General features: G+C 45.7%; 16 protein-coding genes. 10 read left to right on the top strand and 6 right to left on the bottom strand.

Annotation, left to right across the window (positions count from 1 at the left end; translation table 11 throughout):
• The first annotated feature begins 253 nt into the window (after window positions 1–253).
• From ACXAC1_RS14970 to fhuB, 3 genes are read left to right on the top strand one after another with little or no spacing between them, the layout of a single operon-like run.
• Window positions 254–1,036, top strand: a complete 783-nt coding sequence (locus ACXAC1_RS14970) for an ABC transporter ATP-binding protein (RefSeq protein WP_475062484.1) — start codon at window positions 254–256, stop codon at window positions 1,034–1,036.
• On the top strand, window positions 1,027–1,941 hold the full coding sequence (locus tag ACXAC1_RS14965; RefSeq protein ID WP_475062482.1) for an ABC transporter substrate-binding protein: 915 nt from the start codon (window positions 1,027–1,029) through the stop codon (window positions 1,939–1,941). Before ACXAC1_RS14970 ends, ACXAC1_RS14965 begins: the two co-directional genes overlap by 10 nt.
• Window positions 1,938–3,917 carry a Fe(3+)-hydroxamate ABC transporter permease FhuB gene (gene fhuB / locus ACXAC1_RS14960; protein WP_475062481.1) on the top strand — a complete coding sequence of 660 codons (1,980 nt, stop codon included), beginning with the start codon at window positions 1,938–1,940 and terminating at the stop codon, window positions 3,915–3,917. The genes ACXAC1_RS14965 and fhuB overlap by 4 nt, the downstream gene beginning before the upstream one ends.
• 63 nt (window positions 3,918–3,980) lie before the next feature.
• On the opposite strand, the gene ACXAC1_RS14955 is transcribed toward fhuB, so the two are convergent.
• Together ACXAC1_RS14955 and ACXAC1_RS14950 are read right to left on the bottom strand one after the other, a co-directional pair.
• Complete coding sequence (locus ACXAC1_RS14955; protein ID WP_475062480.1) at window positions 3,981–5,222, bottom strand: amidase family protein; 1,242 nt, start codon at window positions 5,220–5,222, stop codon at window positions 3,981–3,983.
• A 15-nt stretch (window positions 5,223–5,237) separates the two neighbouring features.
• Window positions 5,238–6,050 (bottom strand): helix-turn-helix domain-containing protein, encoded by an 813-nt coding sequence (locus tag ACXAC1_RS14950; RefSeq protein ID WP_475062478.1) that lies wholly within the window; start codon window positions 6,048–6,050, stop codon window positions 5,238–5,240.
• Window positions 6,051–6,286: 236 nt separating this feature from the next.
• Between ACXAC1_RS14950 and ACXAC1_RS14945 the strand changes: the two genes are divergently transcribed.
• From ACXAC1_RS14945 to ACXAC1_RS14935, 3 genes are all read left to right on the top strand, one after another.
• The gene (locus ACXAC1_RS14945; protein WP_475062476.1) at window positions 6,287–7,696 is read left to right on the top strand and encodes an aspartate ammonia-lyase; all 1,410 of its coding nucleotides are present in this window, start codon (window positions 6,287–6,289) and stop codon (window positions 7,694–7,696) included.
• A 9-nt stretch (window positions 7,697–7,705) separates the two neighbouring features.
• Window positions 7,706–8,722, top strand: a complete 1,017-nt coding sequence (locus ACXAC1_RS14940) for an asparaginase (RefSeq protein WP_475062474.1) — start codon at window positions 7,706–7,708, stop codon at window positions 8,720–8,722.
• 119 nt (window positions 8,723–8,841) lie between these two features.
• Window positions 8,842–9,246 carry a DUF2721 domain-containing protein gene (locus ACXAC1_RS14935; protein WP_133564259.1) on the top strand — a complete coding sequence of 135 codons (405 nt, stop codon included), beginning with the start codon at window positions 8,842–8,844 and terminating at the stop codon, window positions 9,244–9,246.
• A gap of 3 nt (window positions 9,247–9,249) precedes the next feature.
• Here ACXAC1_RS14935 and ACXAC1_RS14930 read toward each other — a convergent pair whose 3' ends face one another.
• From ACXAC1_RS14930 to ACXAC1_RS14920, 3 genes are read right to left on the bottom strand one after another with little or no spacing between them, the layout of a single operon-like run.
• Window positions 9,250–9,447, bottom strand: a complete 198-nt coding sequence (locus ACXAC1_RS14930) for a CPXCG motif-containing cysteine-rich protein (protein WP_475062473.1) — start codon at window positions 9,445–9,447, stop codon at window positions 9,250–9,252.
• A 20-nt stretch (window positions 9,448–9,467) separates the two neighbouring features.
• The gene (locus tag ACXAC1_RS14925) at window positions 9,468–9,830 is read right to left on the bottom strand and encodes a VOC family protein (RefSeq protein ID WP_475062471.1); all 363 of its coding nucleotides are present in this window, start codon (window positions 9,828–9,830) and stop codon (window positions 9,468–9,470) included.
• Between the two features lie 12 nt (window positions 9,831–9,842).
• Complete coding sequence (locus ACXAC1_RS14920; RefSeq protein WP_475062470.1) at window positions 9,843–10,727, bottom strand: EamA family transporter; 885 nt, start codon at window positions 10,725–10,727, stop codon at window positions 9,843–9,845.
• Between the two features lie 127 nt (window positions 10,728–10,854).
• On the opposite strand from ACXAC1_RS14920, the gene ACXAC1_RS14915 reads away from it, so the two are divergent.
• Entirely contained in the window at window positions 10,855–11,253 is a 399-nt protein-coding gene (locus tag ACXAC1_RS14915; protein WP_475062469.1) for a GtrA family protein, read from the top strand.
• 16 nt (window positions 11,254–11,269) lie between these two features.
• Here the strand turns inward: ACXAC1_RS14915 and ACXAC1_RS14910 are convergent, their stop codons facing one another.
• Window positions 11,270–12,307 carry a pirin family protein gene (locus tag ACXAC1_RS14910; RefSeq protein ID WP_475062467.1) on the bottom strand — a complete coding sequence of 346 codons (1,038 nt, stop codon included), beginning with the start codon at window positions 12,305–12,307 and terminating at the stop codon, window positions 11,270–11,272.
• A gap of 232 nt (window positions 12,308–12,539) precedes the next feature.
• Between ACXAC1_RS14910 and ACXAC1_RS14905 the strand changes: the two genes are divergently transcribed.
• The 3 genes from ACXAC1_RS14905 to ACXAC1_RS14895 all read left to right on the top strand — a co-directional run bounded on the left by ACXAC1_RS14905 (window position 12,540) and on the right by ACXAC1_RS14895 (window position 17,301).
• Window positions 12,540–14,114, top strand: coding sequence for a methyl-accepting chemotaxis protein (locus tag ACXAC1_RS14905; protein ID WP_475062466.1), 1,575 nt, complete (start codon window positions 12,540–12,542; stop codon window positions 14,112–14,114).
• A 231-nt stretch (window positions 14,115–14,345) separates the two neighbouring features.
• The gene (locus tag ACXAC1_RS14900; protein WP_475062465.1) at window positions 14,346–15,632 is read left to right on the top strand and encodes a 2-hydroxycarboxylate transporter family protein; all 1,287 of its coding nucleotides are present in this window, start codon (window positions 14,346–14,348) and stop codon (window positions 15,630–15,632) included.
• 61 nt (window positions 15,633–15,693) lie between these two features.
• Window positions 15,694–17,301: an ATP-binding protein gene (locus tag ACXAC1_RS14895; RefSeq protein ID WP_475062464.1), complete on the top strand. Its 1,608-nt coding sequence runs from the start codon at window positions 15,694–15,696 to the stop codon at window positions 17,299–17,301.
• Window position 17,302 lies beyond the last annotated feature (1 nt).

The raw sequence follows: 17,302 nt of genomic DNA, 5'->3' as shown, positions 1-17,302 counted from the left end.
AGTTAAGTCAGTGAGATATTAAGATTTCCATGTAAACCAGCATTGGAACATTATGTAACCACCAATCTTTATGTAAACAATCAGAATGCAAATGAGAACTGATAGCGATAACAGAATTGTTTTTGTATCATTATCGATATTTCATCTAATCTCGCTCCATTATGTTAAGCACACAGTATCGCTGGTAGCGATCATTGACTACGCGATGACTCCATTTCATGAGCCATCTGTCGTATGAGGAATTTCGACGTTCATGTTCTCACTTAAAAATATTAAGATGGCTCGCTCAGGGCGAGTCATTTTAGATATTCCCTCCCTGACCATTCCTACGGATAAGCTTACCGTGGTCCTTGGTCATAACGGATCCGGTAAATCCACCTTGGTAAGTCTTCTTTCAGGGCAGCAGGCGCCAGATCAAGGCCAAGTCATGTTGCACTCGGATGAGGTAAACAGCTTATCTGCCAAAATACTCGCTCGTAACATTGCTTTTCTACCGCAAAAGTTACCCTCTTCAGCCGGATTAACTGTCCGCGAAGTCGTGCGTTTAGGGCGGTTTCCTTGGCGTGGCTTGCTTGGGAGATGGCAAAAAGAAGATGAACAGATTATTAACCAAGCCATCGAAGAAACCGGCATCAGTGAGTTTGCCAACACTGCCGCAGACAGCTTATCAGGTGGAGAACGTCAGCGCGCCTGGGTTGCTATGCTGCTCGCTCAACAATCGCCCGTATTGATTCTAGATGAGCCGACTTCCGCTCTAGATATTCAACATCAATATCAGCTAATGAGCTTATTGTCTGATCTCTGCCAGCAGCAAGGACGCGGCATCATTGTCATACTTCATGATCTCAATCTGGCACTGCAATATGCTCAGCAAATCATTGCTCTTAAAAAAGGTCAAATTGTCTTTGAAGGCAGTGCCGAGCTACTGCTTGATGAAGAACGTTTAAGTAACCTTTACCAAACCCCAATAAAATTACTTGATCATCCTAACTCCGTTCCACAACAACCATCAAAGGTGGCCGTCGTATGTCCTTAAACCTCCCTCAACTGATGCTGTTAACACTCAGCCTTTTTGCCAGTAGCGCTTCATTAGCTGACATTACCATCCATGACAGTGAAGGCGAGAAAACCTTTTCGAAGGTACCAGAGCGTGTTGTTGTTCTGAATTGGGATCTTATTGAACAAGTACTTGAGCTAGATATCACTCCTCTTGGAGGCCCTAATATTGAGGGTTACAACACTTGGGTAGCACAACCTCATGCATCAGAACAATTAGCAGACATCGGCACACGCGCTGAGCCTAACTTAGAAAAAGTCGCAGCACTAAAGCCTGATGTCATCATTGCTGCATCGCCTCAGAAGGACTTATTAGACAGCTTTTCAGAAATCGCTCCCGTCGTGCTACTTGAAAATTATCAAGGTGATTATGATGCGGGTGAGCAAGCCATTGCCAATTTCAGAACTTTAGCCAAGCTATTTAAAAAAGAAGCGCTGGCGGAAGCTAAAATTGAACAGTTACATTCTGATTTAGCGTCTTTAAAGCAGCAACTAGAGCAATCATTTGGGCAAGAGTTGCCCAGTGTTTTACCTGCCAGATTTGGCAGTGAAACAACCGTGTTTCTTTATACTGAAAACTCTTCTTCTGATTGGGTGTTGAAACAGCTCGGACTGAAAAATGCGCTCCCCCTGCCGCCAACGCTTTGGGGCACAAAGCAAATACGTATTGATCAATTAAAAGACCTTACCGATGCGTATTTCTTATATATCTTGCCGTTTAACGAAGAAGCGAAATTAAAGAAATCATTCTTATGGCAAGCCATGCCTTTCGTTAGAGCAAAACACTACAATAGAGTTGCGCCAGTTTGGAGTTTTGGTGGTGCCATGTCATTACGCTACATGGCTGAAGCCTACACAAAAAGCCTGCTTGAAATTGCCCAATGAACCTAAAGCATTTTCCTATTTGGGGCGTTGGCACTGGCTTCGCCCTACTGATCATTTTACTCACGATTTTCGGCAGCCCTCTATCCATTGACCATCAATGGAGTCTACTTCAGGGAGCACAAGCACCGGAAAGTTTTGACGATTTTAGTTTCCTATTTGGGCACCTACCGCGCATTGCGATGGCTCTGATTATCGGAGCCACATTAGGGTTGGTAGGCAGTTTGATGCAGCAACTAACACAAAACCCTCTAACCTCTCCACTCACGCTCGGCTCCTCTTCAGGCGCTTGGCTGGCCCTTATCATTATGAATGTCTGGTTTGCCCAGTATGTAAATGACTATGGGGATTTAGCCGCCATGGTGGGTGCGATGCTAGCCTTTGGGCTTATCCTCGCCATCGTTGGCCTCAATAATATGACGGGCTTGCCCATCGTTGTGGCAGGCATGGTTGTTAATTTATTGCTGGGCGCTATCGCGACGGGCATCATACTGCTCAATGAACAATTTGCTCAAAACATCTTCATGTGGGGGGCAGGAGACCTAGCGCAAAATGGCTGGGACACTTTTACAAGTGTAGTCCCTCAGTTACTTATCGGGCTGCCTATTTTGTTTTTTGCACCCAGGGCGCTAAGCCTACTACGACTAGGAAAAGATGGCGCCAGCGCACGCGGTTTATCCGTGCTACCAACCTTTTTTGTGTTAATGACAACAGGCATTTGGCTTGCCTCTGCTATCGTCAGCAGCATTGGCGTCATTGGCTTTATTGGTTTGATTGCACCAAACATAGCAAGAGCAATGGGCGCTCGTACAGCACGCCAAGAATTAGTATTCAGTATGATTCTAGGTGCGGGATTACTCTTCGCCACTGATCGCATGGCTTTTTGGTTAACCCAGTACACCAATGATGTCGTAACCAGCGGCGTCACTGCTGCATTAATTGGCGCGCCAGCATTGGTTTGGTTCAGTCGGCGCCAGCTCAAAGCACAAGATAATTTAGCGTTTATATTGCCAACAGGTGGACGTAGTCTTTCATTTAAAGCACTGTCAGGTATCGGGATGAGTGCCGTCACGATACTCTTACTCAACACATTCGCAGACTTTTCTAGTGGTTCTTTTGAGTGGCATTGGCTCAGTGACTATCAGTGGCAAATAAGACAGCCAAGACTGCTGACCGCAGTCGCTGCTGGTGCAAGTTTAGCGATCGCTGGGGTGTTGTTACAAAGACTGATTTATAACCCGTTAGCCAGCCCTGATATTCTCGGTGTATCCGCAGGTGCAACCCTTGCCTTGGTGTCCACAACTGTTTTGTTTGCTAACGCAACCCTGTCAAACAATTGGCTCGTAGCAGCCTTAGGTAGTATCGCAGTCTTGCTGGTATTGATTGCTTTAGCTCGCAAGCATCAATTCGCCCCTTCCACTTTAATCCTGACGGGCATTGCGTTGACTGCTCTGCTTGATGCGGTGATTCAGTTCTGCTTGGCTAAGGGCACTCAAGATAGTTACCGTATTCTGTTGTGGTTAGCAGGTTCCACCTATCGCGTCACAAACGCCCAAAGCTTAGCATTGCTCGCTAGTAGCCTATTACTATTAAGCTTTGCTCTGATTAGCTCGCGCTGGCTTACCCTACTTTCTGTCGGAAGAGCCTTTGCATTGGCCCGCGGTGTCCCTCTCAATTTAGCCAGTTTAATCATTCTGACGCTTGTTGCATTACTCTGCGCCACCACCACCGCAACGATGGGCCCAATCGCATTCATTGGATTAATCGCCCCCCATTTAGCGATCATGCTGGGAGCCAGAAGCACTCGCAGTCAAATTTTATGCGCCGCGATATTAGGCGCAACATTGCTGCTATGGGCCGACTGGCTAGGGCAAAGTTTGCTTTACCCAGCGCAGATTGCAGCAGGCACTCTAGTTTCTATCCTAGGCGGGCTTTATTTCATTACTCTGTTGGTTATTGGGCGGTTTAAGAAGTCATAGCCGCTTCAACACTGAACTCCGATAAAAACACTCGGAGCTCAGTGTTGCAAATATGCTTTAGAATTAGCAAAGCAGTCGCTCAATCGTTTGTGCCAACGACAGAAGTTTTTGATCGTCACCATTTTTAGCGGTTAGCATTAATCCGATTGGCTCGCCTTGGTAGGTAAACGGAAGTGAAAGGCTGCAACCGTCAACCACATTGGCAAACGATGTATTTCGTAAGCAAAGCAAATTGATGCGATTAAAATCTTCGTCTGTTGCAAAATCGGAAAAGTCAGGTGCAATACAAGCGACAGTTGGCATGATAAATACCGTGTTTGCTTCCTCAATGGACATACGTTCTATCAAGTCATGCCTTAAACGCTGAGTGTTGTTGAATTCTTCGTCAGTAACCCCCTCCCCCCTAGCAATGCGCTGACGCACTCGCGGGTCCAGCAGATCACTTTCTAGATCAATAAGACTAGCAAAGTAACGACAGCTCTCCACCGCAGAAAACTGCCAAACGGGTAACTGTTGATAGGCTTCAAAAATGGGATAGCTACCACGCTCAATCTTTAGCCCTTGATCTTGCAAAGACTTGATTACAGAATCAAAAGCTTCTCTCACTATCGAAGAAGCTTCATCCATACCAAAGTTCGTCGGGACTTTTAAGACAAAGTCGTGATCAACATGCACCTCTTTTTTGTCACTCAATACATGCCAAGCTAGAGAACAATCGTTAACCGAGTTAGCCATTACGCCGATGCTGTCTAGAGACTGAGAAAGTGGTAAACAGCCTTTGCTGGATACAGATTGCTGACTCGGTTTAAACCCCACTAAACCACAAAAGGCAGCGGGAATTCTCAGTGAACCACCGGTATCTGTTCCCAAGGCGATATCAGCAAGCCCCGTTGCAACGGAAACCGCTCCACCACTTGTAGAACCACCAGGGATACGGCCTTGTTTGAGCGGATTTTCAGGCGTTCCAAAGTGTGGATTGAGGCCTACACCTGAATACGCCAACTCTGTCATATTGGTATGGCCAATTAGGCTTGCACCCGCTGCCCGTAAAAATGCGACAGTATCCGCATCTTTTTCAGCATGCTTCTTTCCCAGCAACTTGGATCCCATTGTCGTCGAGTGACCAGCAACATCAAATGTCGCTTTTACCGAGACGACAGCACCAGAAAGTGCTCCATCCTTACTGTCCGCGGGTTCAACAAACGGTGCAATAAAGATCGGCTCTGAACACGCTATTACTTCAGATTTAAGCTTATCCAAATGCGTATCTAAGTCCCGCTCTGACCAATGTTTAGAATCCATCATGTCCATACCTTTTCTTTAAAATCGAGCCCTGAAATGCCACTCGCCTGTTGCGATATCATTTTTGATTGAGTCGCGAATATCATCGTCTAAGCGCTCATCGTCAAAGTCATATAACCCTAAAAGAGGGAAAACTTTATTGCGCTTTATTTCTTTACCAATAAATTCGTACACCACACGAGTACAACAAGGCATACGCTCACCACTGCCAGACACGCCTAAACGTAAACCGGTTAATCGATCTACCCTATTCTTAAAGGTTGGGTACAAAATTGTCTGGGTCATCTCAAGATTGGTTAGTGTTTCATAGTCGTGCAGAAATATTCGGTCCCCCAAAAATTGCACAACCCCTTTGTACATACCATGAAAAGGTTTACCTGAACGGCGAGGATTTAAACGCTCTGTACGTTGATAGTAGGTTTTGTTGCCTTGACGCTCCAAGCAAACCAGAGTTCGTAGGACTTTGCCCGGATACGCCATGGAAAGGTAGTATTCAAAATAGTAGCCGACGTATTTTTCAATGCCATGCTGCCCGATACTGTTTAACTTGTCGAAAAACTGTTGCTCAGGTGTTGCCGCGACCGGTTCTTGTTCAGCAATTGGCCGTACTTGCAACAAGCGTCTAAACTGGCTGTGAGGGAGTAGAATCTCATGCTCTTCTACACCAAAAAAATCACATACTCTGCGCAAGGTACTGTTCGATGGAAAGGTCGTACCGCTTAAATAACGGTTAAACTGTGGCCGATTAATAGATAAGCGCCGACAGACATCAGCAATCGACTTGTAATAACTGCAGAGTAACCTCAGGTTCTCTGGAAAACTGTCATTCATAACACTCCCCCCAACATGTTTTTCGCATAGCCCCCCTACTAAAAGAGTAGTTAAACTCACATAATAGCGTTAACTGATGCTATTAAAACACCAAACAACATCAATTTAAACCAGCTTACAAACTCCCTTTTCCCTGCCGTATTCGTTTCAATATCTATCATGATTTAAAAAGTACAATCACATCAGATTCTGGCAACAGGCTCGGTGGTGCCGCCCATCTTTTTTAGGATGCTACTATGAATACTCGCTCCGAATACGATCTACTAGGCAATTTAGATGTCCCAGCCGATGCTTTTTATGGCATTCAGACATTAAGAGCTGCGCAAAACTTCTCTATCACTGGCGTACCAATTTCGCACTTCCCAGAGTTGATTAAGGCACTTGCTATGGTGAAGGCTGCTGCTGCTCGAACAAACCAAGAGTTTGGTTTGCTGCATGAAAACAAGGCGGATGCCATTGTCTATGCCTGCCAAGATTTGATTAACGGACAGTACCATGAGCAATTTATTGTGGACGTTATTCAAGGGGGGGCTGGTACATCGACCAACATGAACGCCAACGAGGTCATTGCCAACATCGCTTTGACAAAATTAGGCCACGGTCTAGGCGAGTACCAGTTCCTGCATCCAAATGACGATGTAAACCGCTCTCAATCGACCAATGATGCGTACCCAACTGCTGCTTGTCTTGGTATTCAGTTTGCGGCTGATAATTTCGTGCCAGCCTTGGCATCATTGAAAAATGCCTTGGAAGATAAAGGCAAAGAGTTTTCCCATGTGTTAAAAATGGGTCGCACACAGCTACAAGATGCCGTCCCCATGACACTAGGACAAGAGTTTGACGCATTTGCAGTCACTCTCGGTGAAGACATTGATCGCATCAAAGAAGCCTGTGCCCTGCTATGCGAAGTAAACCTAGGCGGAACCGCTATCGGTACAGGTATCAACACACCTGAAGGCTACTCTAAAAAAGCGATCGAGAAGCTTGCCATTATCTCTAAGAAGCCACTGGTTCCTGCATCGAACCTTGTGGAAGCGACCTCAGATATGGGCGCATTTGTATTCTTCTCAGGGATTTTGAAGCGTTTGGCCATCAAATTAAGTAAGATGAGCAATGACTTGCGCTTACTTTCAAGTGGTCCTAGAACTGGATTTGGGGAAATAAAACTACCTGAAATGCAACCTGGCTCATCTATTATGCCAGGCAAAGTTAATCCTGTGATTCCTGAAGCCATGAACCAAACGGCGTATCAGGTCATGGCATCTGACTTAGCTGTCACCCTTGCAGCCGAAGCAGGCCAGCTCCAGCTAAACGCGATGGAGCCAATGATTATCTATAATCTGTTGAACTCATTAAAAATGCTAAAGCAGGCTTGTGAGATGCTCGAAAACAAATGTATTCGTGGTATTCAAGCCAACCAAGACGTCTGTCTTGCGCATGTTGAGAACAGCATTGGCATCATTACCGCGTTGGTGCCCCATATTGGCTACGCAAACGCTTCACGCATTGCGCGCCAGGCACTGCTTAGCGGCTTAACGGTGAAATCGCTTATTTTAGAAGAGTCATTACTGACCGAAGATGAGCTTAATGAACTGCTTAAGCCAGAGAACATGATCGCTCCAACTCGAGCAAAGAGCGGATCATAAGGAGATAACGTGACACACAAAATTCTTATCGTATATACAGGTGGCACCATTGGAATGGTTCAAACCGAGCAAGGATTAGCGCCTGCTGCGGGACTAAATGAGCGTATCCTTGACACCCTTGGTGAGAGTTTACAAGGGCTGCCAGAGTTCGATGTTATTGAGCTTAATCCATTAATTGACAGTTCAAACATCACACCTGACCATTGGTGTAAAATTTACGATACATTGCAGTCAAACTGGCAAGCCTACTCAGGCTTCATTGTGCTGCATGGCACCGACACATTAGCGTACACCGCTTCTGTTTTGTCTTACATGCTGGGCGCTTGTGACAAAAATGTCATTATTACGGGCTCACAGATTCCGTTAGGCATGAGTCGAAGTGATGGTATCAGCAATTTGGAAGCGGCACTTGCCATTGCAGGAGAAGAAAGTTTTGGTATGGCGACAGTGTTGTTCCACCATACTTTGATGCAAGCAAACCGAGTGACCAAGTTCAGCAGTCATGATTTTGCGGCTTTTCAGTCATTCAATGCCGAGCCACTTGCAAAGCTATCCATCCATAAGCAATTTACTGGCGTGCAGTTAAATCACTTGTTAACTCATGCCCCAAGCCCTAGAGACTATGATTTTGCTGCCAACAGCGTTGGGATTTTACCTTTATACCCCAGCCTGCCAAGCAGTGCTTACCAAGGTTTTTTGCGGGATGACCAATGCCAAGCCATCGTTTTACAAACCTATGGCGCAGGTAACATTGCCGACTCTAACCCAGACTTGGTAGCATTCTTAGAAGCCATGCAAGCCAATAAAAAGCTGGTGATTAATGTCACCCAGTGTGCTCATGGTGGCACTTCGACAGGAGCCTATGCTGCAGGTTCGCTACTTGAACGATTGTCGATCCTTGATGGTAAAGACATGACCTTAGAAGCTGCGTTCTCAAAAGTTCACTGGCTACTTGCCAAGGGCCATAGCTTTGATGAAATTCAGACTCTCTGGTCTGATAATATTATTGGCGAGTATTCGTGCTAATTCAGCATTAACGAAACTTACAATAGCATTAAGCGTTGAAAAAATGCGCATGGCAGGTTGAAACAAGAGCGGCCATAGAGGATGATTTAAATCACTACAATGTGATCGAGAATCTGATTATGTCCATCTCTTTAACCACTCCTGCCATGCTTTTTCCTGCGGTTTCATTGTTACTTCTCGCCTACACAAACCGTTTCGTCACACTGGCTTCATTGATCCGTAATTTCGATCCTGAGCACAGTACTGAAAATACTCAACAGCAAATTGCTAATCTGCGTAAAAGAATCTATTTGATTCGTCGCATGCAAGAAGCCGGCGTTATCAGCTTCTGTCTATGTGTGGTGTCTATGATGGCTTTGTATTGGGGGTATGAGGCAATTGGTGGCTATATTTTTGCAGCAAGCTTGGCATGCCTACTCTATTCTCTGTTTTTGTCAGTCAGAGAAATTAATATTTCTTGTGACGCGCTAGACGTACACCTTAAAACCTTCAAAGTCGACTTCAAGGCACGTTTTAAACGTTAAACGTTACCAAACATCGTTTTCAGCCCTAACACTAAGACTTTGTTCGCCCATCTCATCAACTTCAATGTGAAAAACGATGGGGCGGCAACAGACTTGGCAATCTTCAATGTATTCATCCGTTTCCGAGCTGACTTCAATCAGCACGGAAATACATTCGTTGCAGTAGGGGCAAAAGATCTCTTCTTCGGACAACGGCTGCATTGTGAGTACCTCTCTTCTTTCTACTCTATAGCTAATTTAGACCACACAGCCCATTCATTACCACATGGGTCGAGGAAGTGAAAACGACGACCACCCGGAAACTCAAAAATTTCTTGTTCAATACTACCGCCATAAAGACGAACAGTGTCCAAGCTGGCCTCTAAGTTATCGCTGTATAACACCACCAAAGCTGCGCCATTTTGAGGTCGTGAGGTAAAATCAGCGCGAAAGAAGCCCCCTTCTAAGCCTGAGTTTTTAAACGCGGTGTAATCCGGCCCAAAGTCCTCAAAGCTCCAACCAAAGGCCTGTTCGAAAAAGCGCTTATTGGCTTCTAAGTCACAGGCAGCCATTTCTACGTAATTAATACTATGATGCGTTTGCATAACTCTCTCATTCTAAATCGTTGCCAGTGTTACTAAAATCACACTGGCCAGAATCATTGCACCACCAAACCACTGTTGGGCTGTGATGCGTTCATTAAAGCGTCGCTTAGATAAATACAAAGTCCCCAGTATTTCAGCTTGACCGAGCGTTTTGACTAGCGCGGGGTTCACCAAGGCAAATCCGGTAAACCAGCCAATCGAGCCTAAGGAACTTAAAATCCCCACTTTCCAACTCAAGCGTACTGATCTATTTATCGGTGCTTTGATGTCTTTCGTCTTATAAATCTGTAAAGCGCATAGCAACACTGACTGAAAGGCTAGTACATACCATAAGGTGACGCCAGCACTTGTAATCAAGGATCCCTGTAATGAGTGGCTGGCCATCGCCGCGGTAACAGACGTGACAGCGAAGCATAAACCACTACCAAGCCCTGCCATGAGAGAAATGTCTTTGTGGGCGTGTCGTAATGTTTCTAAACGCAAACTCATTACCAAAGCTCCAGCAACCCCCAATATGATCCCTCCCCATCCCAAAAGACTTAAGGAGTAGTGCAATAGAGGGATACCAATTAAAGCAGCCAGCACAGCTTCCGTTTTCGCCAGTAATGTACCCAATGCAAAACTGCCCGACTGAAACACCCTAAGCATTAAGTAAGTCGCCAACACTTGAGCCATAGCACAAATAGTGGCAAACAATATAAAGCTCCCCGCCTCGGGAAATCGAACACCGCCAATGAAGATCCAGCAGACAATCAAGTACACAGAGACCAAAGGAAGGCCATAAAGCGAACGTGCCATGGTAGCGTGAAGAAAACCTTGCTCTTGTGATAAGGTTTTTTGATACGCGGTACGCATTGCTTGGCATGCTGCAGCAAATAGTGTGACAAAGACCCACATAGCCTAGTATTCTCCCGTTACCCATAGCTGATGGGCGTAGGATGGTGTTTTGGGTTCTATTTGTAAAAGGAATAATTAGAATATTTCACATAACACCTTGGAATGGTTCAAATTTAAAAAGCAGACTGTGAAACAACAATTTATTAAGTTCGGCATGGTAGGAGCGATTGGCTTCCTAGTCGATGCTTTAGTTCTCTGGCTAGCCTCTCATGGGCTCCCCTATCCAAGCGCCCGCGCCATTTCATTTTGGGCTGCTGTCACGTCAAACTGGTGGCTAAACCGGGTGTTTACCTTCCAAGATGCGGAGCATAGTGAAAAGGCCCACCAGCAGTGGGGCAAATTTTTCTTAGCTTCGCTAATAGGTTTTATCCCGAATTGGGGCGTATTCGTCTTGCTGATGGGTTTTGGTGAACAACAGGCACTTATTGATATGCCTCTCTACCCATACCTCGCTATGATTCCTGGCGTCCTTGCCGGAATGCTGGTCAACTTCTCATTGTCGAAGTTCTGGGTATTTAAAGCATAATTTGGTCGCTTAGAGTTCAGACCGTGTCTGGCTCTTCGACCTTTCCATCGGCATATTTTGCAAAACGGCCCTTATTATTACCGTGAGTTTGATCACTCGCCTGCCATGGCCATCCGCCAAACTGAGTTTGTTGATAGTCATAGAAAGCTTGCTGAAGCTCTTGGCGCGTGTTCATGACAAACGGACCATGCTGCTGCACAGGCTCACTGATTGGGCGGCCTTGCAGTAACAGAAAACGTGCTTTTGAACCTGTGTTGTGGATATCGACGGCGGATTGACTGTCTACAACATAGGCTTCTTGCACTGCGACCTTAACCCCATCAAAAGTGCCGCTTTCCCCTTCAAAAAAGTACAACGTTCGATTCAGCCCAGCGCTGGCTGCTGGTAACGTCCAACTCGCATTAGGTTCAAGATCTACAATCCATATGGCGACATCATTGTTTGCATCAGCGGCCCAAGAATCCGGCGGTGGTGCAAGTGGAGAAATCACTTCACCGCTTGGGGTATGGTATGTCCCAGCCACCACTTTTACCTGAGTTGTGTGGCCAGACTCATCTTTAACCGTAGCAACTGGCGTTTGCTCATTCCATAACATGGCAAAATGAGGCTCAACCATTTTGTTTTTAGCTGGCAAGTTTAACCACACCTGAAATAACTCTATAGGGTTAGGCTTGTCTTCGAAGACCAGTGGAAACATTTCTGAGTGCTGAACCCCTTTACCAGCGGTCATCCATTGGGTATCACCTTGGCCATAACGTCCCGCAGCGCCCATCGAATCAGCATGATCGACAAAGCCTTCATTAACAATGGTCACGGTTTCAAAGCCTCGATGCGGATGCGCTGGGAAACCTGGCACTTTACTGCCATGGTACATACGCCAGCCATCCATACCTGCGAAATCCTGACCAATGTTACGTCCCGCTAGCGAAGCCGAAGGTCCTAATGCGCCGTTGCCCTTTGGAAAGCGGTCATTATGGAAAGCACAAAATAAAAACGGATCCAAGGTTGGCCAAAACATATCAAGCTTTAAGCGCTGTTTTATAACCGACGTCATCTGTCACCTCTAGAAAACAATGTAATGTTTGTAGGTTAACGTATGTCGCGTGATGGCACGATATCCTGAGCCGTCATTGATACGCTTTTATGAATTAGAGCTACACTTTGTTCACATTAAATCGTTTTTTGCTAATTTACATTGCTCGTACTACTTTCGTCGTAGCACTGATGCAATAAGCTGAGCCTAATGTTGTAATCAAAGAAAAACTAAATTGCTTGGAGTATGTAGTATGGTGCGCATTTGGATTGCGACAGTGATTATGGTGATTGTTGCCATAACAGCTGTTTTATTGGGTGGTATCCCTATCTGGTTCGCTGCGCTTGCTAGCGCCATCTGTGCTTTAAATGGGATCATTGCGATGGCGAGCCATCTCAACACAAACCATTCCTCTAATAAGTTCACTCGTAGCGAGCAAGTTTCTGCTCCGAGCAGCACCTCAACGATCGCTTCCACCGTTTCCTCCACGGCTTCACAAATGGCCATCAGGTCAGCCGAGGTTTCTTTTGCGGTAGACAGCCTTACTACCAGTATTCAGGATGTTGAAAATCACAGTCAGCAGATTTCTGGCGCCACATCGGATTTGAGCCAAACGGGTGAACAACTTTCTAGCCACATCGTGACAGTCAATCAGACCATGGAACAAACCGCTCAAGCAGCATCGCAGTCCGAGCATAAACTACGTGAAGGCGCCGAACGGGTTTCATCACTGGCATTGGCTGTAAACAGTGCAGCTGAGCAACTTGAACGACTAAAGCAGAGTGCGGACGACATCGAGACGATTACAGATGTTATTAAAGGCGTTTCGGAACAAACCAACTTACTGGCGTTGAATGCAGCCATCGAAGCGGCCCGTGCAGGAGAACAAGGTCGAGGGTTTGCCGTAGTGGCGGATGAAGTGCGTACCCTTGCAGGAAAAAGCGCCGAAGCCTCACAGCAGATTGCAGATATGTTAAATGAGGTGCGTAGCAATACCCTTCGCACCCGTGATGATATGTCCCAAGTCACTCAGCAAAGTGAGTTATTAGAATCAGAACTCACCGAAGTCACACAAACCTTCTTAGGCATTACTCAGGATGTACAAGAAGCGTCCCAATCCATGGAAGAAATCAAACAATCCAGCTTAGGCTTTCAAACCACTAGCTTGCAAATCAACAGTTCAATTGATGACATCAGTGCAGCTTTGGCAACTTTATCACGCCGCAGTGAAGAACTTTCGGGTCAAGCCAGTGGGCTTAGCCAAGGCGCAGAGAGTGTATTTCTGTCACTGGATGGTATTCCGCACGCTAGTTTCTTTGCCGAAACGTTGGCAGAAGGCAGAACCGCGGCACAATCTATTGGCCAATTATTTGAATCGTGGATTGATCAGGGGCGCATTATAGAAAGTGCATTGTTTGAGCAGAACTATACCCCGATCCCTAACACTAACCCTACTAAATATTCGACGGCTTACGATCAAATGACAGATCAGGGGCTACCCGATATTCAAGAGCCCATTTTAGAGCGTCATCAACATATTTTGTATGCTGGGGCCGTAGATAAAAAAGGCTATTTTCCGACCCATAATCGCCGTTATACACAGCCATTAAGCGGAGATTATGATAAAGATTTGATAAATAATCGCACCAAACGCATCTTTGATGACCCGACTGGAAGACGCTGTGGCAGCCATACAGATTCTTTTTTATTGCAAACTTACAAGCGTGATACAGGGGATATTCTGCATGACTTATCCATCCCGATCTATGTTAAGGGTAAGCATTGGGGAGGGTTCAGAATAGGCTTTAAAGCCAATCACTCTCACTAAAAACCCGCTAAATGCGCTGTTTTTTCCATGAAAATGGCGCTTTTTATCATCTCCATAAAACACCTCCCTCGCCTTTATATAAAACTACAAAACCATTGAAATAAGATTTAAAGGTTTCAAAAGTTACAAATTCACCTTTTACTTTCTTAATCTCTCGGGGACTTCTGTAAATATCAAAGATTGGTAGACTGCGCTGCAATAATAATCACAAACCAATAGAGAGTATTCTTCATGATTACAAACGAAGCAGTCTCCCCAAACGACCAGCGTGAAGTTAAAATTGTTCTTCTGATCGCGGCGTTTGTCATCCTACTTGCAACCTTTTTTAACCAGTTACCAGGCGGTATGATTGGCGCATTAGGCGCAATGGTTATTGTTGGTTTCATCCTGAACTACCTAGGTGACCGTACCCCTATTATTAACCAATTCTTTGGTGGTGGTGCTATCGTGGTTATCTTCGGTTCATCATACCTTTTCCACAGTGGATTCTTGTCAGGCGATATCGAAAAGCAAATCACAACGTTCACAAAGAGCGGTGGCTTCCTTTCTTTCTATGTAGCCAGCCTAGTGACAGGTTCTATTTTGGGTATGAGTACGGATACTCTCAAAAAAGCAGCACTGAAGTACATTCCAGTTATCTTGGGTGCGGTTGCAATCTCTTTCCTATTCGCAGGCGTTGTTGGTCTGTTTTTCGGCAAGAACCTGTTTGAATCTCTAATGTTAATCGCTCTACCTATCATGGGTGGCGGCATGGGCGCTGGTGCAGTACCGCTTGTTGAGATTATGTCTGGCCGTACAGGTATGGACGCTTCGACACTAATGTCACAAATGGTTCCAGCGCTAGCCATCGGTAACGCTATTGCCATTGTCATCGCGGGTTTGTTGAACAAAGTGGGCAATATGAAGCCTTCTTGGACGGGTAACGGCGAGCTTATCCGTGGCTCAGAAGAAGCGATTGAAGACAATTCAACGTCAACCGATTCTATGGATGTTAAAAAGCTTGGCATGGGCGCACTGATTGCTATTAGCATGTTCTTCCTAGGCACATTGCTATCAACGGTTATCAGTATGCACACTTATGCATTGATGATCCTATCTATCGCTTTGATCAAAGTCTCTGGTTTAATGCCTGAGCGCCTAGAAAAAGCCGCTCATGCTTGGTACACGTTTGTTGTTGGCAACTTAACGCCTGCCTTACTTGTGGGTATCGGTGTTGCCTACACAGATCTTAACCAGATCATTGACGCGCTAAGCCCTATGTACTTCGCTATGGTTTTCGCCACTGTACTGGGTGCAGCAATTGGTGCAGGTATTATCGGACGTGTAATGGGCTTCTACCCAATCGAATCGGCAATTACTGGTGGTCTATGTATGGCTAACATGGGCGGTACAGGTGACGTAGCGGTACTGGCTGCCAGCAAACGTATGCAGTTAATGCCGTTTGCGCAAATTTCATCGCGTATTGGTGGTGCATTTATGTTGATCTTAGCGACCTTCGCTATCCAACTGCTTGCATAAACCTTTCAAGAGCCCTCTATGAGGGCTCTTTCCCCTCCTTTATAATGCTGGGTATTCGCCAATGACCGCCAATACCATGACTCTAAAATCCTATCTCACCGCCATCATTCTCATTACCATTACCTTAATTACGGCGGTATCAGGAACCTTACTGGTATTTGTCACCAAGCAAACCTATTTAGATGGCGTCAGTCAGCGTGGTATCGAATTAGGCCGTGTTCTCGCACATGACCCAAGAGTGATAGAAGCAACCTTGCTATCAAACCAAGGGCAGCATGTCAGCCTGAGGAACTACATAGAGTCCATCCGTGCTAAAACAGATGCGTCCTATATCGTCATCACCAACCAAAATGCCATCCGCCTGAGTCACCCGACATTAGAGCGCATCGGGAAAACCTTTATTGGCAGTGATATCTACCCTACTTTAAACGAGGGCATCACACGTACAACGCTCGCGACAGGCTCCCTCGGTTCGGCGATCCGTAACTTTGTGCCAATTCAGTCTGACGGTGTCATTATTGGAGCGATCAGTATTGGCTATCTAGAGCAGTCGATCACTGATTTGCTGTTTACATATTACAAAGAAGCGATTGCATGGCTGGGCTTTCTCTATGTTAGCGCGATACTGTTAACACTCTCGCTGTTAAGTAAATTAAAACGTACCTTCCTAGAGTACGAGCCGGAAGAAATCGTACAGCGCTTCAAAGAACACAGTTTATTGTTAGGCAGCATACGTGAAGGCATCATTGCTATTGATCGACACCACCGGATTACAGCCATTAATGATGCCGCCAGTGCTTGGCTTGCACCGGAAAAGGAACCCCACCAATTAGTTGGTTTCACCCTATCGGATGTATCGCAGGCATTGTCTCTGCTGATATTGGATTCATTAAATAATCGACACAAGCATACCCTCACATTGGGTCGACATGAATTTGCCACTTCGCTCTACCCCCTAACGGATGAAAGCCGCGACGCAAGTGGTTACCTGATCGTGCTGAACCACGAAAAGGACATGTCAGAATTAGAGCTAGAACTGGCTAGAACAACCGCTTACGCCAATCAATTACGGGCGAAAACCCACGAACATAACAATAAGTTGAACGTCATATCAGGGCTTTTACAAGCGGAGAAATACTCTTCAGCCATCGACTATCTCCAACAAGAAAGTGATTATCATCAGTCTATTTTGGCTACGCTTGTTAAAAATATTGAGAATAGCCCTGTGGCAGGCATGCTGTTGTCCAAGTACAATTACGCAGCAGAAGCTGGCATCACATTTGTACTGGATGAAGACAGTAAGCTAAACGCTTATAGCCAATCCGTGAATGATGATTTAGTGACCCTTATCGGCAATATTGTTGAAAATGCGTTTTACGCTGCCAAGGAGAACCCGCACTTACCACCATCCGTCGATGTTTTTATCAGTGATCGTACGAACTATGTCATGATCACCATTGAAGATACGGGATTAGGCATTGATGAGCGTATCGCACAGCGCATTTATGACCTAGGGGTCAGCAGTAAACCAGACCAAACACAGCACGGTGTTGGCTTATACCTTGTCAGCCGCATTGTTAAACGCTACAACGGCACCCTTGATTGGGAACGCAGCGATGATCAGACAACCGTTTTTAGCGTCTACTTAGATAAACGTGAGTTACTTTAAT

The sequence above is a fragment of the Marinomonas sp. AWM4_232 genome, from assembly GCF_056158325.1.
The sequence above is the reverse complement of the archived record's forward strand: the minus strand, read 5'-3'. Positions and strand labels throughout refer to the sequence as shown.